Annotated in this window: 20 protein-coding genes; 13 read left to right on the top strand and 7 right to left on the bottom strand. The window is 72.9% G+C overall.

All coding sequences use genetic code 11. From position 1 onward, the window contains the following. Positions 1-97 precede the first annotated feature (97 nt). Positions 98-883 carry a transcriptional repressor LexA gene (gene lexA, locus ACTMS9_RS18240; protein WP_154942833.1) on the bottom strand — a complete coding sequence of 262 codons (786 nt, stop codon included), beginning with the start codon at positions 881-883 and terminating at the stop codon, positions 98-100. Between the two features lie 580 nt (positions 884-1,463). On the opposite strand from lexA, the gene nrdR reads away from it, so the two are divergent. The 3 genes from nrdR to ACTMS9_RS18225 all read left to right on the top strand — a co-directional run bounded on the left by nrdR (position 1,464) and on the right by ACTMS9_RS18225 (position 6,154). Then, positions 1,464-1,952, top strand: coding sequence for a transcriptional regulator NrdR (gene nrdR, locus ACTMS9_RS18235; RefSeq protein ID WP_154942834.1), 489 nt, complete (start codon positions 1,464-1,466; stop codon positions 1,950-1,952). 65 nt (positions 1,953-2,017) lie between these two features. After that, positions 2,018-4,906: a vitamin B12-dependent ribonucleotide reductase gene (locus ACTMS9_RS18230; RefSeq protein ID WP_441165661.1), complete on the top strand. Its 2,889-nt coding sequence runs from the start codon at positions 2,018-2,020 to the stop codon at positions 4,904-4,906. A gap of 666 nt (positions 4,907-5,572) precedes the next feature. Next, positions 5,573-6,154, top strand: coding sequence for a barstar family protein (locus ACTMS9_RS18225; RefSeq protein ID WP_441165546.1), 582 nt, complete (start codon positions 5,573-5,575; stop codon positions 6,152-6,154). A gap of 156 nt (positions 6,155-6,310) precedes the next feature. Here the strand turns inward: ACTMS9_RS18225 and ACTMS9_RS18220 are convergent, their stop codons facing one another. Continuing rightward, positions 6,311-6,487, bottom strand: coding sequence for a DNA-binding protein (locus ACTMS9_RS18220; protein WP_247659340.1), 177 nt, complete (start codon positions 6,485-6,487; stop codon positions 6,311-6,313). A 292-nt stretch (positions 6,488-6,779) separates the two neighbouring features. Here ACTMS9_RS18220 and ACTMS9_RS18215 point away from each other — a divergent pair, with 292 nt between their 5' ends. The 4 genes from ACTMS9_RS18215 to ACTMS9_RS18200 all read left to right on the top strand — a co-directional run bounded on the left by ACTMS9_RS18215 (position 6,780) and on the right by ACTMS9_RS18200 (position 8,362). Then, a complete protein-coding gene (locus ACTMS9_RS18215) occupies positions 6,780-6,959 on the top strand; it encodes a hypothetical protein (protein ID WP_441165545.1) in 180 nt (59 codons plus the stop codon). Then, positions 6,956-7,174 (top strand): hypothetical protein, encoded by a 219-nt coding sequence (locus tag ACTMS9_RS18210; RefSeq protein WP_441165544.1) that lies wholly within the window; start codon positions 6,956-6,958, stop codon positions 7,172-7,174. Before ACTMS9_RS18215 ends, ACTMS9_RS18210 begins: the two co-directional genes overlap by 4 nt. After that, positions 7,171-7,356 (top strand): hypothetical protein, encoded by a 186-nt coding sequence (locus tag ACTMS9_RS18205; protein ID WP_441165543.1) that lies wholly within the window; start codon positions 7,171-7,173, stop codon positions 7,354-7,356. The genes ACTMS9_RS18210 and ACTMS9_RS18205 overlap by 4 nt, the downstream gene beginning before the upstream one ends. Positions 7,357-7,426: 70 nt before the next feature. Continuing rightward, positions 7,427-8,362: a DUF2332 domain-containing protein gene (locus ACTMS9_RS18200; RefSeq protein WP_441165542.1), complete on the top strand. Its 936-nt coding sequence runs from the start codon at positions 7,427-7,429 to the stop codon at positions 8,360-8,362. Between the two features lie 81 nt (positions 8,363-8,443). On the opposite strand, the gene ACTMS9_RS18195 is transcribed toward ACTMS9_RS18200, so the two are convergent. Both ACTMS9_RS18195 and ACTMS9_RS18190 read right to left on the bottom strand, forming a co-directional pair. Then, positions 8,444-8,761 (bottom strand): TraR/DksA family transcriptional regulator, encoded by a 318-nt coding sequence (locus ACTMS9_RS18195; RefSeq protein WP_441165541.1) that lies wholly within the window; start codon positions 8,759-8,761, stop codon positions 8,444-8,446. A 378-nt stretch (positions 8,762-9,139) separates the two neighbouring features. Continuing rightward, entirely contained in the window at positions 9,140-9,706 is a 567-nt protein-coding gene (locus ACTMS9_RS18190; protein WP_441144272.1) for a dihydrofolate reductase family protein, read from the bottom strand. 199 nt (positions 9,707-9,905) lie between these two features. Between ACTMS9_RS18190 and ACTMS9_RS18185 the strand changes: the two genes are divergently transcribed. The 3 genes from ACTMS9_RS18185 to ACTMS9_RS18175 all read left to right on the top strand — a co-directional run bounded on the left by ACTMS9_RS18185 (position 9,906) and on the right by ACTMS9_RS18175 (position 12,236). Beyond that, positions 9,906-10,148 (top strand): DUF5522 domain-containing protein, encoded by a 243-nt coding sequence (locus ACTMS9_RS18185; protein WP_441144270.1) that lies wholly within the window; start codon positions 9,906-9,908, stop codon positions 10,146-10,148. A 118-nt stretch (positions 10,149-10,266) separates the two neighbouring features. After that, a complete protein-coding gene (locus tag ACTMS9_RS18180; protein WP_441144268.1) occupies positions 10,267-11,535 on the top strand; it encodes an MFS transporter in 1,269 nt (422 codons plus the stop codon). Between the two features lie 152 nt (positions 11,536-11,687). Further along, positions 11,688-12,236, top strand: coding sequence for a hypothetical protein (locus tag ACTMS9_RS18175; RefSeq protein ID WP_441165540.1), 549 nt, complete (start codon positions 11,688-11,690; stop codon positions 12,234-12,236). Positions 12,237-12,318: 82 nt separating this feature from the next. Here ACTMS9_RS18175 and ACTMS9_RS18170 read toward each other — a convergent pair whose 3' ends face one another. Next, positions 12,319-13,002: a metal-dependent transcriptional regulator gene (locus ACTMS9_RS18170; RefSeq protein ID WP_357610804.1), complete on the bottom strand. Its 684-nt coding sequence runs from the start codon at positions 13,000-13,002 to the stop codon at positions 12,319-12,321. A 94-nt stretch (positions 13,003-13,096) separates the two neighbouring features. Between ACTMS9_RS18170 and ACTMS9_RS18165 the strand changes: the two genes are divergently transcribed. The 3 genes from ACTMS9_RS18165 to ACTMS9_RS18155 are packed head-to-tail and all read left to right on the top strand — an operon-like array spanning position 13,097 to position 17,765. Continuing rightward, on the top strand, positions 13,097-13,954 hold the full coding sequence (locus ACTMS9_RS18165; protein ID WP_441165539.1) for a sulfurtransferase: 858 nt from the start codon (positions 13,097-13,099) through the stop codon (positions 13,952-13,954). 45 nt (positions 13,955-13,999) lie between these two features. Then, positions 14,000-15,181, top strand: a complete 1,182-nt coding sequence (locus ACTMS9_RS18160) for an acetoin utilization protein AcuC (protein WP_441144262.1) — start codon at positions 14,000-14,002, stop codon at positions 15,179-15,181. Positions 15,182-15,209: 28 nt separating this feature from the next. Next, entirely contained in the window at positions 15,210-17,765 is a 2,556-nt protein-coding gene (locus tag ACTMS9_RS18155) for a bifunctional acetate--CoA ligase family protein/GNAT family N-acetyltransferase (RefSeq protein ID WP_441144260.1), read from the top strand. A gap of 8 nt (positions 17,766-17,773) precedes the next feature. Here ACTMS9_RS18155 and ACTMS9_RS18150 read toward each other — a convergent pair whose 3' ends face one another. Together ACTMS9_RS18150 and sigB are read right to left on the bottom strand one after the other, a co-directional pair. Next, the gene (locus ACTMS9_RS18150; protein WP_210779659.1) at positions 17,774-18,181 is read right to left on the bottom strand and encodes a VOC family protein; all 408 of its coding nucleotides are present in this window, start codon (positions 18,179-18,181) and stop codon (positions 17,774-17,776) included. Positions 18,182-18,273: 92 nt separating this feature from the next. Further along, complete coding sequence (gene sigB, locus ACTMS9_RS18145) at positions 18,274-19,290, bottom strand: RNA polymerase sigma factor SigB (RefSeq protein WP_441144256.1); 1,017 nt, start codon at positions 19,288-19,290, stop codon at positions 18,274-18,276. Between the last annotated feature and the right edge of the window lie 112 nt (positions 19,291-19,402).

Raw genomic sequence — 19,402 nt, 5'->3', positions numbered from 1 at the left:
CCGCGCTGACGTGACCGGCCGGGCACGCCGGCAGGTGGCCTGACGCGACGACGGGTGGCAGCCCCTGGGGGCGGCCACCCGTCGGGTGCGTGTGGGGTCAGATCCGGCGCAGCACCGCGACGACCCGGCCCATGATGGTGGCGTCGTCGCCGGGAATCGGGTCGAAGGCCGGGTTCTGCGGCATCAGCCAGACGTGCCCGTCCCGCCGCCGGTAGGTCTTGACGGTCGCCTCGCCGTCGAGCATGGCGGCCACGATCTCACCGGAGTCGGCGGTCGGCTGCTGCCGGACCACCACCCAGTCGCCGTCGCAGATCGCCGCGTCGAGCATCGAGTCGCCCTTGACCTGGAGCATGAAGACCTCGCCCTCGCCGACCAGCTCGCGCGGGAGGGGGAAGATGTCCTCCACCGCCTGCTCGGCCAGGATCGGCCCACCGGCGGCGATCCGGCCCAGCATCGGCACGTACGCCGGGGTGGGCCGCTGGGAGCGGCTCAGCTCGTCGTCGACGGCGTCGCTGGGGGCCCGGACGTCCACCGCGCGCGGCCGGTTGGGGTCGCGGCGCAGGAAGCCCTTCTTCTCCAGCTCCTTGAGCTGGTAGGCGACGCTCGACGGGGAGACCAGCCCGACCGCCTCGCCGATCTCGCGCACGCTCGGCGGGTAGCCCTGCCGCTCGACCCAGCTGCGGATGAACTCCAGGATCCGGCGCTGCCGGGCGGTGAGGTCGACCGTGGCCGGGTCGGGGAAGCTGCTGACCACCGGGGTGACCGCGCGCACGGCCGGCTGCCCCGTCCGACTGCGGGCGGGGCGGGGGCGCCGAGTGGCCGGCGGACCCGCCTCGGCGATCTGCTGCGGGTTCTTCGGCCGGCTGGCCCGGTCCTCGGTCACGTCCGTCCTCCCTGGTCGGCGCTGGGTGCCTTGGCGGCTCGTGGTGCGTGCGGGGGTGTTGCGGGCGCCGGGCCCGACGTCGTGCGACGCGCCCGGTTGTTCATGACCGTATAGGTGGGATCGGTCATTTTCAAACATCTGTACGACCTGCCGCCGGCGTGTCGGCACGGTAATGCTGGAAACTCGAACGCGCGTTCTGATAAATGGTACGTCGTCGTCGAACTCCTGTTCGACTCGCCAGGTGCTTTCGCGATGCCCGTCCGTTTCCCGTGTCCCGCCCGGACGGGCGGTAACCTCCCGCGTGCCGTGCCGTTGGGGATGTCGGCGGGCGGCGCGCAGGTGGTTTTTCAGGTGACGCGCCGGACACGCCGCCAACTTGACCACTGCTCGTCGGCGGCATACGGTCGACCCCTAGATGTAGTAGTCACACGGGCGTAAGTTGCCTACAGGTTGGGTTCGACTACCGACCGCACTCCCGTACCGTCGACGACGGCGACGGCCACCGACGGTGGTCCCGCCGGGCCGACGCGTGCCCGGAGACGGTCGGCGGGCGCCCACGGTCGATCAAGGAGGTCAGGTTATGCGGTGTCCGTACTGCCGACACGCCGACTCCCGAGTGGTCGACTCGCGGGAGGCCGACGACGGGCAGCTCATCCGTCGTCGCCGCTCCTGCCCGGAGTGCGGCAAGCGGTTCACCACGGTCGAGGAGGCCGTGCTCGCGGTGGTCAAGCGCAGCGGGGTGACCGAGCCGTTCAGCCGGACGAAGATCATCGGCGGGGTGCGCAAGGCGTGCCAGGGCCGGCCGGTCGACGAGGACTCGATCGCGCTGCTGGCGCAGAAGGTCGAGGAGACCGTGCGGGCGAAGGGGGCCGCCGAGATCCCGAGCCACGAGGTGGGGTTGGCGATCCTGGGCCCGCTGCGGGACCTGGACGAGGTGGCCTACCTCCGCTTCGCCAGCGTCTACCGGTCCTTCGACTCGCTCGCCGACTTCGAGCGCGAGATCGAGACGCTGCGGGCCGCCGCCCGCGCCCGCGCCGACGCGGTCGAGGCCGCCGGCCGGACCAGTTGATTTTCGAGTTTCTGACAGATGAACGACGCGCGGTGGGTGACCGCGCAGACGAGGGGGCGGATGAGATGGCGGGGGACGGCGTGACAGCCAGCCGGTCGCGGGCAGCGAAGAACGGCGCGGTGACCGGGCTCAAGGTGCAGCGGGTCTGGACGACCGAGGGCGTGCACCCCTACGACGAGGTGGCGTGGGAGCGCCGCGACGTCGTGATGACGAACTGGCGGGACGGCTCGATCAACTTCGAGCAGCGCGGGGTGGAGTTCCCCGAGTCCTGGAGCGTCAACGCGGCCAACATCGTGACCACCAAGTACTTCCGGGGCGCGGTGGGGACCCCGGAGCGCGAGTGGTCGCTCAAGCAGCTGATCGACCGGGTGGTCACCACGTACCGCAAGGCCGGTGAGGAGCACGGCTACTTCGCCACCGCGGCGGACGCCGAGGTCTTCGCGCACGAGCTGACCTGGATGCTGCTGCACCAGGTGTTCAGCTTCAACTCCCCGGTCTGGTTCAACGTCGGCACCCCGTCGCCGCAGCAGGTCAGCGCCTGCTTCATCCTCGCGGTCGACGACTCGATGGACTCCATCCTGGACTGGTACAAGGAGGAGGGGCTGATCTTCAAGGGCGGCTCCGGCTCCGGCGTCAACCTGTCCCGGATCCGTTCCTCCCGCGAGCTGCTCTCCTCCGGCGGCACCGCCTCCGGCCCGGTCAGCTTCATGCGCGGCGCCGACGCCTCCGCCGGGACCATCAAGTCCGGCGGCGCCACCCGGCGCGCGGCCAAGATGGTCATCCTCGACGTGGACCACCCGGACATCGAGGAGTTCGTGGTCACCAAGGCGCGCGAGGAGGACAAGATCCGCGCGCTGCGGGACGCCGGCTTCGACATGGACCTGGGCGGCGCCGACATCGTCAGCGTGCAGTACCAGAACGCCAACAACTCGGTCCGGGTCTCCGACGAGTTCATGACCGCGGTGGAGAACGGCGGCGGCTTCGACCTGCGCGGCCGGCTCGACGGGCAGACCATCGAGACGATCGACGCCAAGAAGCTGTTCCGCACCATCTCCCAGGCCGCCTGGGAGTGCGCCGACCCCGGCCTGCAGTACGACGACACCATCAACGACTGGCACACCTGCCCGGAGACCGGGCGGATCACCGCGTCGAACCCGTGCTCGGAGTACCTGCACCTGGACAACTCCTCGTGCAACCTGGCCTCGCTCAACCTGATGAAGTTCCTCCGCGCCGACGGCGGCTTCGAGGTGGAGAAGTTCGTCCGGTCGGTCGAGTTCGTCATCACCGCGATGGACATCTCGATCTGCTTCGCCGACTTCCCGACCGAGAAGATCGGCGAGACCACCCGCGCCTACCGGCAGCTCGGCATCGGCTACGCCAACCTGGGCGCGCTGCTGATGGCGTCGGGCCTGCCGTACGACTCGGAGCAGGGCCGGTCGGTCGCCGCGGCGATCACCTCGCTGATGACCGGCACCGCGTACCGCCGCTCGGCCGAGCTGGCCGGCATCGTCGGCGCGTACGAGGGCTACGCCCGCAACGCCGAGCCGCACAAGCGGGTCATGCGCAAGCACGCCGCGGCCAACGACGCGATCAAGCCGGCCGGCACGGTCGCCACCGCGATCCAGCGGGAGGCCACCAAGCAGTGGACCGAGGGCAACAAGGTCGGTGACAAGTTCGGCTGGCGCAACTCGCAGGCCAGCGTGCTCGCCCCGACCGGCACCATCGGCCTGATGATGGACTGCGACACCACCGGCGTCGAGCCGGACCTGGCGCTGGTCAAGTTCAAGAAGCTGGTCGGCGGCGGTTCCATGCAGATCGTCAACCAGACCGTGCCGCGCGCCCTGCGCAGCCTCGGGTACCCCGAGGAGCAGGTCGAGGCGATCGTCGAGCACATCGCCGACCACGGCCACGTGGTGGACGCCCCCGGCCTCAAGCCGGAGCACTACCCGGTCTTCGACTGCGCGATGGGCGAGCGCTCCATCGCCCCGATGGGACACGTGCGGATGATGGCGGCGGTCCAGCCGTTCATCTCCGGCGCCATCTCCAAGACGGTCAACATGCCGGAGCAGGCCACCGTCGAGGACGTCGAGAAGATCTACTTCGAGGGCTGGAAGCTCGGCCTCAAGGCCCTGGCGATCTACCGGGACAACTGCAAGGTCGGCCAGCCGCTGTCGGTGGCCAAGCCGAACAAGGCCGTCGAGTCGGCCCCGGCCGCCGTCGAGACCGCCGCCCCGGCGGTCGAGAAGGTCGTCGAGTACCGGCCGGTGCGCAAGCGGCTGCCGAAGAAGCGCCCGTCGGAGACGGTCAGCTTCTCCGTCGGCGGGGCCGAGGGCTACCTCACCGCGTCGTCCTACCCGGACGACGGCCTCGGCGAGGTCTTCCTCAAGATGTCCAAGCAGGGCTCGACCCTGGCCGGCGTGATGGACGCCTTCTCGGTGGCCATCTCGATCGGCCTCCAGTACGGCGTGCCGCTGGAGACGTTCGTCAGCAAGTTCACCAACATGCGCTTCGAGCCGGCCGGCATGACCGACGACCCGGACGTGCGGATGGCCGCCTCGGTGATGGACTACATCTTCCGTCGCCTGGCCCTGGACTTCCTGCCGTACGAGCGCCGCGCGGAGCTGGGCATCTTCACCGCCCAGGAGCGGGCCGCCCAGCTGCGGGCCGAGGCCGAGGCGGAGAGCGCCGGCACCGACCTCACCGCCATGGCGTCCTCCGCGCCGGTGGAGTCGCCGGAGACGAAGACCGGTCCGGTCGCCCAGCCGGCCCAGGAGGTCGCCGACGTCGCCGCCGCCAAGCCGGCGCCGGCGGTGGGCTCCTCCACCGAGCTGCTGGAGGCGGTGATCGGCAAGGCGGCCGACGCGCCGCTCTGCTTCACCTGCGGCACGAAGATGCGCCCCGCCGGTAGCTGCTACGTCTGCGAGGGCTGCGGCTCCACCAGCGGCTGCAGCTGACACCGGGAAGCTCATGCATGTCTTCGGTGAGTAACTCCTAAGAGGAATCACCGGTTGACTTCTCCCCTGGTGGGCTCTACAACGAATGCCTCCCGCCCGAATCCGGGCGGGAGGCATCTCGTCATTGGGCGTATGAGTGCAGCCGGAGAGGGGTAGGCGTGTCGGTGAACGTTGTCCCGCCCCGTTCCGTCGACCACGATCTGCTTGAGCCGGTGCTCGGCGAGCCGCCGCTGCACATCGAGACATCGACAGCCCGTCCATCCTGGTCGACGGCCGCGTGATGGACACGACCATCGCCCACGCCCGCCGACTTTCCGCCTGGATCGAGTACCGACGCGTCGGCTCGGCCGCGCTCATCCTGGCGAGGAATCCACGTGACCGATGACGGGCTGGCTCCGACGGACCGGCGATGGCGTTGGGACGAGCCGGTGACGCTTCGCTGGGTGCTGGTCGATGAAGGTTCCATGGGGGAGTCGGACGTGGCGGTCGCCATCTGCGCCGACATCGAAGGCGTGTTCGTCGATACGCCGTCTGCGGCACACAGCGACGCTGCTTGGATGCCTGCCCCAGCCATCGCTGCACCGTGCGCTGGACGCGTTGGCCCGAGGCGCCGGAAATCCCGGTGGCGCTTCCCACCGCCGCCGGATCACCGCCTCCCTCCACAGCGTGGCCGAGGACGGCGTCGCGACCCCCGTGATCGGTGCCCACCTCCAAGCGTCGGTGACAGGCGTCCGCCCCTCGACGCTGGGTCGCGGTCTGCTCGACGTCACCTTCGACACCGCAATCGTCGATCCCATGCCCAGCGGTGCGCGGCGGATCTGGGATCTCTGGCGTGCCGGCCGCCCAACCGAGCCGGGCCTGTGGGCAGGCTACGACCGCGAACTTCGGCACCAATGGTCCGGGGCGGCACTGGCCCATCACCGGCACGACCGCCCCGACAATCCGGCCGGCAGCACCTATCACCTCGACGGCCGCGACATCACCGACCTCGAAGGCTTCTACTGCGCCATCGGCGAGGCCATCAACCGTCCAGGCGGCTACTTCGGCTGGAACGCCGATGCGCTCTCCGAGTGTGTGACCGGCGGGTGGGGTGCCGTCTGGCCGTTTCGCCTCGTCTGGCACGACGCCGGAGTGGCGCGAACGCACTTGAACAGTGCCGCCGGCCAGGGCGAAGCGGCCGCGGCCACCTCGTTCGAGCAACTTCTCCGGTGGCTCACCGAGGATGGAATCGAGGTCGAACTGCGCTGACTCGCAGGCCTCCGGCCAAGACCGGCTTCCTGATGAGGCGCTTATGGAGAAGTGATTCCGCCGTTCGCGCCGACTCTTACGGCAGTGGGCGCCACCGCTGTCGCAGCTTCCCAAGCGGAAGGCGCTCGTTGGCTTTCCGCCGTAGGAACGTCCTGATCAGCGGTCTTCCTCGCCGTCGGTAGGGCGGGGTGGGCGGTTGTGGCGTGCCCACTCGTCCACCTCGTCGGCATCCCAGACGGTCATGCCGATCAAGCGGGCGACGGGCTCCGGGAAGCCAGGCCTGCGGGTGATCTGCAGAACCCGCTGACGCGACACACCGAACAGAGCGGCCAACTCGCCGGGTCCGTACAAGCGCGGTCGCCTCACGGGCTGAACGTAGGCGCGCCTTCTGCTGTACAATCGTCACTTACAGATTGACAACCCGTCCGAGGATGGTCGGAGATGCGGCGGCGCGTGTCGTACGACGAGTACCTGCTCGCGGTCGCCCTCACGCTGGCGCGTCGGCACCGTCCGGTGTGGTCGTGGCGGCGGTGGCGCCGCACCTGCGTTGCGGCGCGGAGTTGCCCTGCCGCACCAGGCACCGCATCCCGATTCGTCGAGGCCACTGGCCGGGGGAGGAACACCCATGACGGAGCGCCAGGTTGGCCGGATCCTGTCGGTGCACCTGCCCGGCGTCGACGGCCTGTGCGCCGGCTGCCGGTCGTGGTGGGCCCGGCTGGCTCCGTACCCCTGCTATCAGGCGGAATGGGCGGTCCGCTGGCGTGCACGCGTCGCCACCCGGCGCTTCCTGGACGGCCTGCCGTGACGACGCACGGCCCGATCCTGCCGATCTGGAGCTGCGGCGGCTGCGGCGGCCCGTGGCCCTGCGCGACGCGGCGCCGGGAGTTGCGCGCCGAGTTCGAGGGTGCTCCGGTGTCGCTCGCCCTGTACATGGGGTCCTACCTGGTGTGGGCGGCCGAGGACCTGACCTGGATGCCGGCCGGCCTGCTGCACCGGCGGTTCCTGGGCTGGGTCCGGTGAGCGTGATCCGGGGCGGCGACGAGCGGTTCCACTACAGCGACGGCTCGCACCGGTGGATCCCGCCGGAACCGGACGACGACCAGGAAGCCTGGGAGGCGATGGTCCGCCAGCATCAGGAGCGGCACCTCGACGAGCTGCGCAGCCGACGGAGGGAATCCAAGGCTCCTCGACCGAGCGGGTGAACCCGGCCGGAAGGCTCAGTCCGGCAACGCCGAGCACCCGTCGCACTTTCCGCACTGCGATCATCGGAACATGACCATCGCCGCGAGCTACGCCGAGTTCGCCGCGCGTGAGACGCGCGGGGTGTCGCCCGGGTACGAGCGCCTGGCCCTCGCCGTCTCGCGCGACGAGGAACTGCTCGCCCTGCTCGGCACGCTGCCGCCGGACAAGCGGCAGCCGAATCTGCTGTTCGGCGTCGTGCGGTGGCTCGGCGGGCCGGTCGCCGACCCGGCCGCGTTCCGCGACTTCACGGTGGCGAACTGGTCGGCGGTCGAGGCGGAGCTGCGCACCCGGGCCACTCAGACCAACGAGCCGGGGCGGTGTGCCGTGCTGCTGCCGGTGCTCGCCGCGTTGCCGCAGCCGCTCGCGCTGCTGGAGGTCGGCGCCTCTGCCGGGCTCTGTCTCTACCCCGACCGGTACGCCTACCGCTACGGCGAGCACCTGCTCGGCGCGGGCGAACCGGTCTGCGAGTGCGCGGCCACCGGAACGCCGCCGCCGAGCCGCCTACCGGAGGTGGTGTGGCGGGCCGGCCTGGACCTGAATCCGCTCGACGTGACCGATCCCGCCGACGTCGACTGGCTCGACGCCCTCATCTGGCCGGAGCACGAGCACCGCCGAGCCCGGCTCCGGTCGGCGGCGGCCGTCGCCGCGGCCGAGCCGCCGCTGCTGGTCCGCGGCGACCTGGTGGACGACCTGCCGGCGCTGGCAGCGTGGGCGCCGGCCGGGGCGACGCTGGTGGTGTTCCACACCTCCGTGCTCTACCAGGTGCCGGCCCCGCGGCGGCAGGCGTTCACCGAGCAGGTACGCGGGCTGCCCGGCCACTGGATCTCGAACGAGGCCCCGGAGGTGCTGGCCCACGACGGGCTGCCGGAGCCGCCGGGCGAGGCGCTGTACAACGTGCTGGCGCTCGACGGACGGCCGCTCGCCTGGACCCGCTCGCACGGACAGGCGATGACCTGGTTCGGCTGACCCGGACTCTCCGGGCCCCGCAGCGGCCGAATCCGGACGAGCGGGGCTGCCGCGTCGGTGCGGCAGCCCACGCCCCGTACGTCAGCGCTGCTTCTGCTGGCAGGGCACGCAGAAGCGGGCGTGCGGGAGCACCTCCAGGCGTTCCCGGGGGATCGGCCCGGCGCACCGCTCGCAGATCCCGTACCGGCCCTCGGCGATGCGCCGCAGCGCCCCGGTGATCTGTTCCAGGCTCTGCCGGGTCGCGGCGAGCAGCGCGTCCCGGGTGTGGGCCTCGGCCGGATCACCGGTGTCGGCGGTGAGTTCGGTCAGCCGGGCGGTGTGCATCTCGAAGTCGGACGTCAGGGTCGACCGCAGTTCGTCGATCCAGTTCTGCCGGCCCGGCTGGGTGTGCGTGGTCATGGCGTAGCTCCTCGGAAAAAGAAAAAAGGGCCGAAGCTGTGGAAGCTTCGCCCTGGTGGCCGTTCACGTGGTGTGTACCGGTCCAGGAGGGCTACGTCCGGCGGGGCTCGGCAGTCCGGGGGCGACCGAGCCGGCGCGCGACGGCGCGACGGCGACTCGCACGACGCGGGTCGCCACGGTGACTGCAAGGGCAGGCCGGCGGACAGCAGCAGGCGCCGCCGTCGTGCTGACGGCGGTCCTCTCCTGCTGCCCGGACAGACGCATCCGGCCACCATAGGCCGGGCCGACCGGAAAGCCAACGCCTTACCTGCGCCGCCCCCGCCGATGCGCAGTAGGTCCCGCCGGTGCCGCCGGCGGGCCTGGGCGCGCCGGTCGGCGTCAGTCCCGGGCGCGCTCGTGCCGCAGCAGGACGACGCCGTTGCCGAAGGTGCGGGTCCCGGTCAGGCGCAGCGGCTGCCGGTCGCCCGACGCGGGGAAGAGCTGGCGGCCGCCGCCGAGCACGACCGGGTGGACGTAGAGCCGGTACTCGTCGACCAGGTCGTGCCGCAGGAAGGTGCTGAGCAGGTCCGCCCCGCCGAGGGCCAGGTCGCCGCCCGGCTCGGCCTTGAGCCGCCGTACCTCGTCGGGTACGACGTCCCGGACCAGGGTGGCGTTCCAGTCGACCGTGTCCAGCGTCCGGGAGTAGACGATCTTCGGCATGTCCCGCCAGATGCCGGCGAACTCCACCACCGGGGCGGTGCTGGCCGGGTCCCGGTCGGCGGTCGGCCAGAATTCGGCCATCAGCTGGTAGCTGCGACGCCCGTTGAGGAAGCCGCCCATGGTGCGCAGCTCGGCGTTGAAGTGCCGGTGCAGCTCGTCGTCGACCTGGTGCCAGTCGAGGCTGCCGCCGGGGCCCTCGAAGAACCCGTCGAGCGACACGCTCAGGTGTACGACGATCTTCCGCATCTGCCGTCCTTCCACAGTCGAACCCCCGTCGGCGTCCAGCATTCCGCAGCCCTACGACACGATCGGTCAGGTCGGCCGGTATGTCCCGGGTCCACTCCCGTCGGGCGCTCGCCGGGACCGGACAACCGGGCAGGTGACCGTGCTGGCCCCGGCGGGTGACGCGTGCCGGAGGCGGCGGACGGCTCCGTAGACTGCGCCGGTGGGTGCAGAGCGGCGACCGTTGGCGGACCGATCGTTGACCGAGCCGCACCCGTCCCGGCTGCCGCCGGAGCACCCCGACCGGGAGCGGATCCTCGCGGCCCACGCCGCCGCGCTCGCCGCCGGTGAGGCCGGCTACCTCGACCCAGCCAGCGGGCTCTTCGTGCTCAGCGCCGGCTTCCTGGCCCGCCGGGGCACCTGCTGCGGGCGCGGCTGCCGGCACTGCCCGTACGTCGACGACTGACCGCCGGCCAGGCGATATTCGGGTGCCCGCACCGGTGGCGCCGCCTAGGTTGGGTCGGCCGAGCCGCCGGTTCGGTGCCGGCCTCGTGGGCCGTCCTGCCGCTGGAAAGTGGTGACCCGTGACTCGGCATCCGGAGGCCGCCACGCTGGTGCGGCCCCGCCCCGAGCCGCTCTGGCGCAGCCGGGACTTCGCCCTGCTCTGGGGCGGTCAGACGGTCAGCGAGGTCGGCACCCGGATCTCCGGGGTGGCGGTACCGCTGCTCGCCGCCGACACCCTGCGTGCGAGCGTGTTCCAGGTCTCCCTGCTGACCTTCCTGGCGTGGCTGCCGTACCTGATCTTCTCGCTCCCCGCCGGCCTGCTCGCGGACCGGGTCGACCCGCGGCGGCTGATGGTCGCCTGCGACCTCGGCCGCGCCGCGCTGCTGCTGTCGCTGCCGGTGGTCGCCCTGGTCGGCCGCCTCACCCTGCCCTTCCTGTACGTCGTGGTCGGGCTCTCCGGCGTGCTGACGGTGCTGTTCACCGTGGCGTACAAAAGCACCGTGCCCCGGCTCGTGCCGGCGGGCCAACTCGTCGAGGGCAACTCCCGGCTCGCCGTCAGCCAGGACGGGGCCCAACTGGTCGGGCCGATGGTCGGTGGGGCGCTGACCGGGCTCGTGGGCGCGGCGCGGACCTTCCTCGGCACCGCGCTGGCCTTCGTGGTCAGCGCGGTGACGCTGCTGCTGATCCGGCAGCCGACCGCCGCCCGACCCGCCACCGGCGATCGGGTGCCGGTGCGGGTCGCCCTCACCGAGGGGCTGGGGTTCGTCCGCCGGCAGCCGATCCTGGTACGGATCCTGGCCTGCTGCACCACGTCCAACTTCTTCGCCATGGCGACCAGTTCGCTGGAGGTCACCTACCTGGTGCGGGAGCTGGGCGCCGCCCCGGCGGTGGTCGGGTTGGTCTTCTCCCTCGGCGCGGTGGGCGGGCTGGTCAGCGGCGCGTTGGCCGACCGGCTCTCCCGGTGGATCGGCTCGGCGCGGGTGATCTGGGTCGCGATGGCGGCGCCGGGGCCGCTCTACCTGCTGGTGCCGCTGGCCCGGCCCGGGTGGGGCCTGGCGCTCTACGCCGTCGGCCTCGCCGCGTTCTCCGCCAACGCGGTGCTGTTCAACGTCGCCATCCTGTCGTACCGGCAGCGCATCACCCCGCCGGAACTGCTCGGCCGGGTCAACGCCTCGTTCCTGTGGATCTGCTTCGGGGTGGTGCCGCTCGGCGCGCTCTTCGGCGGGACGCTGGGCAGCCAGTGGGGGCTGCGACCGGCGCTGGTCGTGACGACGCTGGGGATGTGGAGCGCGGCGCTCTTCGTGGTCTGCTCCCCACTGCGGCGGATGCGCGACCTGCCTCCCGCCTGAAGAGTCGGCGTGACGTCGTGGTCGCGGACCGCGACCCTCGACGAGGGCCGGCCTCGGGTGCGCCCCGAAGGACTTTCGCGTCGGCACGGGTTGCCCGTACGGTGTCCGACGGATATCCGGCGGGCCCCCGCCGACGACCGCGGAGGTTCCCCGTGCACGCGCGGATCTGGCTCACCGCCTCAGCCGTCCTGCTGACCACCGGCTGCGGCGCCCAGCCCCGACCGGTGGCCGTGCCAGCGGTGGACCCGGTGACGGTGGAGGTGGCCGCCGCGTCATCGGGTGGCGCGTGCCGGCTGCTGGACTTCGCGGTGATCGAGGAGATCACCGGCGTCCGGTTCGACGTGGCCGCCGCCAGCGACAAGGGCGACACCCACACCTGCGTGGTCCGCGCCGAGGGGGCCACCCTGCCCGAGCTGACGCTGACCGTCACCGACACCTCGATCGACGTCGCCACCTTCAACGCGGACGTGCTGCCCGGGGGGACGACGAAGGTGTCGAAGCTGGGCCAGGTCGCCTACCGCCGCACCCTGGGCAAGACGGCGAAGCAGGGTCCGGTCGCCGAGGTCGGCTGGCTGGCCACCGAGGACCGGTTGGCCACCCTGCAGTGGACGTGTGAGCGTGGCGCACCGAAGGCCGAGGCCGAGGAGCTGACCGGCAAGCTGGTCGCCCTGGCGAAGAAGATCAACACCCGGGCCAGGTGAGGCTCGGGGCAGGGCGCGTCAGGGAAGCGGGCCGCCCGCGCGGACCGAGGCAGTCACCCCGGAGAGCAGGCGGCCCGAGCCGTCAGTACGCGGCGACGAAGACCCGCGAGGCGACCTCGCGGGGCAGCCGGACCCGCTCGCCCGAGCGGTCGATGAACACCCCGTCCCGCTCCTGCGCGACGGTGACCGTGGCGCCCGGGTCGACGCCGGCGGCGTGCAGCTGGCGCAGCACGTCGGCGTCGGTCTGCACGCTCTCGCAGATCCGGCGGACCACGACCGTCCCGGAGAGGCCGGGGAAGGCCAGGTTGCGCTCACCCTCGACCGTGTCGGCCTCGGGCTCCGGTGAGCCCAGCTCCTCCAGCCCCGGGATCGGGTTGCCGTACGGCGAGCGGGTGGGTCGGTTGAGCAGGTCGTAGACCCGCTTCTCCACGGCGTCGCTCATCACGTGCTCCCACCGGCAGGCCTCCTCGTGGGCCTCCTCGTAGGGCATCCCGATGACGTTGACCAGCAGCAGCTCGGCGAGGCGGTGCTTGCGCATCACGGACACGGCGCTGTTGCGACCCTGCGGGGTCAGCGTCAGGTGCCGGTCGCCCTCGACGGTGAGCAGCCCGTCGCGCTCCATCCGGGCGACGGTCTGGCTGACGGTGGGCCCGCTCTGGCGCAGCCGTTCGGCGATCCGCGCGCGCAGCGGCGGCACACCCTCCTCCTCGAGCTCGAGGATGGTGCGAAGGTACATCTCGGTCGTGTCGACCAAATCGTGTTTCACGTCAGCCCTCCGGTGCACGATGCTACCCCGCAGCCCCGACAATGGCCGGTGCCGAACCGCCAGGTCGCTGCCCGGATGGTGTTGACTGGTCGCCATGTCCGGAACTGAGGAGCCGCTGATCGAGGCCGAGCAGCTCGTCGCCGCGCTCGCCGAGCCCGACCCGCCCACCCTGCTCGACGTGCGCTGGCGGCTGACCGGGCCGCCCGGCCGCGAGGACTACGCCGCAGGTCACCTGCCCGGCGCGGTCTTCGTCGACCTGGACACCGCGCTCTGCGGGCCGCCCGGCGCCGCCGGCCGGCACCCGCTGCCCGACCCGGCCGCCCTGCAGGCCGTGCTGCGGGCCGCCGGCGTCCGCGCCGGTCACCCCGTCGTCGTGTACGACGGCGGCGACGGCATGGCCGCCGCCCGCGCCTGGTGGACCCTGCGCTGGGTCGGGCACCGACCGGTACGGCTGCTGCACGGCGGGTGGCCGGCCTGGCTCGCCGCCGGCCTGCCCATTTCCACCGAGGCGCCCGCCCCGCCCCCGGGTGACGTGACCGTCCGCCCCGGCGCGCTGCCGGTGCTGGACACCGCCGCCGCGGCGGCGCTCGCCGCCGCCGACGAAGGCGTCCTCCTCGACGTCCGGGCCGCGCCTCGCTACCGGGGCGAGACCGAGCCGATCGACCCCGTCGCCGGGCACGTGCCGGGCGCGGTGAACCTGCCCGCCCCGGAGTACGTCACCGAGGGGCGCTTCCCGGCCGCCGAGGCGCTGCGCGAGCGGTTCGCCGCCGCCGGGGTGACCGAGGGCACGCCGGTCGGGGCGTACTGCGGGTCGGGGGTGACCGCCGCCCAAGCGGTGCTCGCCCTGCACCTGGCGGGGCGACCGGACGCCGCGCTCTACGTCGGCTCGTGGAGCAACTGGGTGGCCGACCCGGACCGGCCGGTGGCCACCGGCGAGACACCACAGCGCTGAGCAGCGCGTGCGGTGGGCGGCGGGCGCTCGTGCGACGATAATCCCATGTCGGACGACACGGTGGTGGTGTGGGACGAGGCCCTGCTCGCCTACGACATGGGGGAGCACCCGCTCGACCCGGTGCGGGTCGAGCTGACCATGGCGCTGGCCCGGGAGTTGGGTGTCCTCGACCGGCCCGGGGTCCGCCTGGTCCGGCCGACGCCGGCCGACGACGCGCTGCTCACCCGGGTGCACCAGCCGGACTACCTGGACGCCGTCCGGGCCGCGCCGCGCGACCCGCTCTTCGCCGGCTACGGGCTGGGCACCTCCGACAATCCCGCCTTCGAGGGAATGCACGAGTCCAGCGCGCTGATCGCCGGGGCCAGCGTCGCCGCCGCCGAGGCGGTCTGGCGGGGTGAGGCCCGCCGCGCGGTGAACGTGGCCGGTGGGCTGCACCACGCCATGCCGGACCGGGCCGCCGGCTTCTGCGTCTACAACGACCCGGCGGTGGCCATCGCCCGCCTGCTCGACCTGGGCGCCGAGCGGATCGCGTACGTGGACGTGGACGTGCACCACGGCGACGGCGTGCAGGAGATGTTCTACCGGGACCCGCGGGTGCTCACGGTCAGCCTGCACGAGACCCCGCTGGCGCTCTTCCCCGGCACCGGTTTCCCCGACGAGACCGGCGGTCCGGGCGCGGAGGGCAGCGCGGTCAACGTGCCGCTGCCGCCCGGCATCGACGACGCCGGCTGGCAGCGCGCCTTCCACGCGATCGTGCCGTCGGTGCTGCGCGCGTTCCGGCCGCAGATCCTGGTGACCCAGTGCGGCGCGGACGGGCACCGGATGGACCCGCTGGCCGACCTGCACCTCACCGTCGACGGGCAGCGCGCCACCTACCTGGCCCTGCGGGCGCTCGCCGACGAGCTCTGCGAAGGTCGCTGGGTCGCCACCGGCGGCGGCGGGTACGCGCTGGCCGAGGTGGTGCCCCGGGCGTGGACCCACCTGCTGGCGATCGCCGGCGGCGACCCGATCGCGCCGGCCACCCTGACCCCGCCGGCCTGGCGGGAACTGGTCGCCAAGCGGCTGCCCGGCCGGGAGATCCCGCTGCGGATGACCGACGACGTCGACCCGGGGTACGAGCCGTGGCAGCCGACCGGCGAGCCGACCTCCGTGGACCGGGCGATCGCCGCCACCCGCAAGGCGGTCTTCCCGCTGCTCGGGCTCGACCCGCACGACCCGCGCGACTGAGCCGGTGGCCTGGGGAGGGGACCGACCGGTGACCACTGTCGACCAACCGGTGGACGTGCTGCTCAGCGACGGCAGCACCGGCCAGCTGCGTCCGATCCGCCCCGAGGACGGGCCGGCGATCGTGGCGATGCACTCGCGCTTCTCCGAGCGCACCCGCTACCTGCGCTACTTCTCCCCGTACCCGCGCATCCCCAACCGCGACCTGCAGCGCTTCGTCAACGTCGACCACCGCGACCGGGAGGCCTTCGTGGTGCTCGCCGGGGACCGGATCGTCGCCGTCGGCCGGTACGAGCGGCTCGGCCCGGAAGCCCCGGAGGCCGAGGTCGCGTTCGTGGTCGAGGACGCCTACCAGGGGCGGGGGATCGGCTCGGTGCTGCTGGAGCACCTCGCCGACGCGGCCAGGCGCGCCGGCATCGTGCACTTCGTGGCCGAGGTGCTCCCCGCCAACGGCGCGATGCTGCGGGTCTTCTCCGACTTCGGTTACCAGGTCCAGCGCCAGTTCGCCGACGGCGTGGTGCACCTGAGCTTCCCGATCGCCCCGACCGAGTCGACGCTGGAGGTGCAGCGCGGCCGGGAGCACCGCACCGAGGCCCGCTCGATCGCCCGGCTGCTCGCCCCGCGCGGCATCGCCGTCTACGGCGCCAGCGCCACCGGGCAGGGCGTCGGCGCGGCCGTGCTCGGGCACCTGCGTGACGGCGGCTACCCGGGCGCGATCGTGCCGGTGCACCCCAGTGCGGCCACCGTGGCCGGGCTGCCCGCGTACCCGTCCGCGGCCGACGCCGGTCTCGAGATCGACCTGGCGGTCGTCGCCGTGGCCCCCGACGCGGCGGCCCTGGTGGTGGCGGACGCCGCCGCCGCCGGCGCGCACGGCCTGGTGGTCATCTCCGCCGGCTTCGCCGAGGCCGGGGGCGAGGGCGCGGCGGCGCAGCGCGCGCTGGTCCGCGCCGCGCACGCCGCCGGCATGCGCGTGGTCGGCCCGAACTGCCTGGGCGTGGCCAACACCGACGAGAAGGTACGCCTCAACGCCACCCTCGCCCCCGTCCTGCCGGCTCCCGGCCGGGTCGGCCTGTTCAGCCAGTCCGGTGTGTTCGGCGTGGCGCTGCTCGCCGAGGCGCAGCGGCGCGGGCTGGGCCTGTCCAGCTTCGTCTCGGCCGGCAACCGGGCCGACGTCTCCGGCAACGACCTGCTCCAGTACTGGCAGGACGACCCGGGCACCGACGTGATCCTGCTCTACCTGGAGACCTTCGGGAACCCGCGCAAGTTCGCCCGGCTGGCCCGGCGGATCGGTCGGGACAAGCCGGTGGTCGCGCTCGCCTCGCTGGCCCGCCCGGCCGGGCTCGGCGCGGGGCCGGCGCTGGACGCCGCCGCGGTCAGCGCGCTGTTCGCCCAGTCCGGGGTGATCCGGGTGGACACGGTCGCCGAGCTGCTCGACGTCGGTCTGCTGCTGGCCCGCCAGCCGCTGCCCGTCGGCCCCCGGGTCGGCGTGGTCGGCAACTCCTCGGCGTTGACCGGGCTCGCCGCCACCGCCTGCGCCGCCCAGGGGCTCACCGTCGCCGACGGGTACCCGCGTGACGTCGGCCCGCGCGCGGGCACCGCCGAGTTCAGCACGGCACTGGCCGAGGCGACCGCGGACCCGGGGGTGGACGCGCTGGTCGCCGTCTTCGCCCCGCCGCTGCCCGGCCAGGTCACCATGGAGGAGGCGGACTTCACCGCCGCCCTGCCGACCGCGCTCGCCGCCGGGAAGCCCACCGTGGCGACGTTCCTGGCCGGGCGGGTGCCGGCCGGCGTGCCGGCGTACCCGAGCGTGGAAGAGGCGGTGCGGGCGCTGGCCCGGGTCACCACGTACGCGGCTTGGCTGCGCCGGGACCCGGGCACGCTGCCCGACCTGCCCCGGGTGGACCCCGTCGCCGGGCAGGCCGCGCTGCGCGCCGACGCCACCGACCCGGCCGGGCTGCTCGCCGCGTACGGGATCGACGTGGTCGGCTCCGCGCCGGCCGCCACGGCCGACGAGGCGGTCGCCGCCGCCGACCGGCTCGGCTGGCCGGTGGCGCTCAAGGCCGCCGCCGCCGGCCTGCGGCACCGGCTCGACCTCGGCGCGGTACGCCTCGACCTGGCCGACCCGGTCGCGCTGCGCCGCGCGTACGCCGAGATGGCCCCGGTCTTCGGCCCGGACGTGCTGGTCCAGCCGATGGTCCCGCCCGGCGTGGCATGCGTGGTGGAGCTGATGGAGGACCCGGCGTTCGGGCCGGTGGTCGGCTTCGGTCTGGGCGGCGTCGCCACCGAACTGCTCGGCGACCGGGCCTGGCGGGCGGTGCCGCTGACCGACCGGGACGCCGCCGAGCTGGTCGACGAGCCACGGGCCGCGCCGCTGCTGCGCGGGCACCGGGGTGCGGCGCCGGTGGACCGGGCGGCCCTGGTCGACCTGCTGCTGCGGGTCGGCCGGCTCGCCGACGAGCAGCCCCGGGTCCGGTCGCTGACGTTGAACCCGGTGCTGGCTCGGCCGGACGGCATCTCGGTGCTGCACGCCGGCGTCCGGATCGGCTCGGCGGGCGCCCGCCCGGACACCGGCCCCCGGCGCCTCTGAGTCGCGGCTCAGCCGCGGCTGGAGATCTGCTGCACGCCCCAGGCGTTGCCGTCCGGATCGGTGAAGAAGACGAAGCCCACATTGTCCAGCGGGTGCGGCACCGGCCGGGGATTCTCGCCCAACACCTGGATCTCGCTGACCTCCACGCCCCGCGCGACCAGCTCCGCGCGGGCCTTCTCCAGGTCGGGCACCACCAGTTGGAGGCCCTTGAGCGAGCCCGGCGGCATGTCGGGCACGGCGCCGCGGCCGATCACGACCGAGCAGCCGGAACCCGGGGGAGTGAGCTGCACGATGCGCACGTCGTCGCCGATGCGGGTGTCGTGGTCGACGGCGAAGCCGAGCCGGTCGGCGTAGAACTCCTTGGCCCGGTCCACGTCGCTGACCGGTACCACCACCACTTCCAGCGTCCAGTTCATCCGCCGAGCCTGCCCGAGGAGTACGACATCACCCGAGCGCCACACGGCGGAGGGCCCCGGCGAACCGCCGGGGCCCTCCGATCGGGGTCGGGTCAGCAGGCGTACGCCTCCAGCCGCTGTGCCCGCTCCGGCGCGCGCAGCTTGAGCAGCGTCACCTTCTCGATCTGCCGGATCCGCTCCCGGGACAGGCCGAACTCCTTGCCCACCTCGTCCAGGGTGCGCTGCCGGCCGTCGTCCAGGCCGAACCGCAGCCGGATCACCGCCTGCTCCCGCTGGGAGAGGGTGGCCAGCACGATGCTCACCTCGTTGCGCAGCTCACCGTTGGCGGCCGCGTCACCCGGCTCCTGGCGCGGGTCCACCGCGGCGACGAAGTCACCCAGCGCGCTCTCGCCGTCCTCGCCGACGGCCTGGTCCAGGCTGACCGGCTCCCGGTCGTACGAGATCAGCTCGATCACCTGGTACTCGGGGATCTCCAGGGCGACGGCCACCTCGGCCACGGTGGGCTCCCGGCCCAGCGAGACCGACAGCTCGCGGCGGACCCGGACCATCCGGTTGACCTGCTCGACCATGTGCACCGGGATGCGGATGGTGCGGGCCTGGTCGGCCATCGCCCGGGTGATCGCCTGCCGGATCCACCAGGTGGCGTACGTCGAGAACTTGTAGCCCTTGGCGTAGTCGAACTTCTCCACCGCGCGGATCAGGCCGAGGTTGCCCTCCTGGATCAGGTCCAGGAACGCCATCCCGCGCCCGGTGTAGCGCTTGGCGATGCTCACCACCAGCCGGAGGTTGGCCTCCAGCAGGTGGTCCTTGGCGGCGCGGCCCTGCGCCACGATCAGCTCCAGGTCACTCTTCAGCTCGGCGGAGACCGGGGTGCAGGCGGAGAGCTTCTCGTCGGCGAACAGCCCCGCCTCGATCCGCTTCGCCAGCTCGACCTCCTGCGCGGCGGTCAGCAGCTTCGTCCGGCCGATCCCGTTCAGGTACGCCCGGACGAGGTCGGTGGAGATGCCGCGCTCGTCGGTCGCGTCCAGGTCGGTCAGGGTCTCCGTGCCGTGCTCGGCGTCGATGGTGGCGGCCGGGCGCGTCTGGTTCTCGATCATCTGCAGGGCCATCTCAGTCTCTCCCCGTGTCCGCTTCTGTGCCGCGTACCGGCCCCAGTGGTGCCGGTGACAGACAGCTTTCCAACCGGGGCGTGAAACGGGAGTGAGGCGATCGGGGACCCGA

The sequence above is a fragment of the Micromonospora sp. L31 genome, assembly GCF_052068075.1.
GTDB lineage: Bacteria > Actinomycetota > Actinomycetes > Mycobacteriales > Micromonosporaceae > Micromonospora > Micromonospora purpureochromogenes.
The sequence above is the reverse complement of the archived record's forward strand: the minus strand, read 5'-3'. Positions and strand labels throughout refer to the sequence as shown.

Coding starts and splice junctions, on each gene's coding strand:
- nrdR (WP_154942834.1), top strand. CDS start 1,464: ATGCGGTGTCCGTACTGCCGACACGCCGACTCCCGAGTGGTCGACTCG.
- ACTMS9_RS18230 (WP_441165661.1), top strand. CDS start 2,018: ATGGCGGGGGACGGCGTGACAGCCAGCCGGTCGCGGGCAGCGAAGAAC.
- ACTMS9_RS18215 (WP_441165545.1), top strand. CDS start 6,780: ATGACGGAGCGCCAGGTTGGCCGGATCCTGTCGGTGCACCTGCCCGGC.
- ACTMS9_RS18200 (WP_441165542.1), top strand. CDS start 7,427: ATGACCATCGCCGCGAGCTACGCCGAGTTCGCCGCGCGTGAGACGCGC.
- ACTMS9_RS18195 (WP_441165541.1), bottom strand. CDS start 8,761: ATGACCACGCACACCCAGCCGGGCCGGCAGAACTGGATCGACGAACTG.
- ACTMS9_RS18190 (WP_441144272.1), bottom strand. CDS start 9,706: ATGCGGAAGATCGTCGTACACCTGAGCGTGTCGCTCGACGGGTTCTTC.
- ACTMS9_RS18165 (WP_441165539.1), top strand. CDS start 13,097: ATGTCCGGAACTGAGGAGCCGCTGATCGAGGCCGAGCAGCTCGTCGCC.
- ACTMS9_RS18160 (WP_441144262.1), top strand. CDS start 14,000: ATGTCGGACGACACGGTGGTGGTGTGGGACGAGGCCCTGCTCGCCTAC.
- ACTMS9_RS18150 (WP_210779659.1), bottom strand. CDS start 18,181: ATGAACTGGACGCTGGAAGTGGTGGTGGTACCGGTCAGCGACGTGGAC.
- sigB (WP_441144256.1), bottom strand. CDS start 19,290: ATGGCCCTGCAGATGATCGAGAACCAGACGCGCCCGGCCGCCACCATC.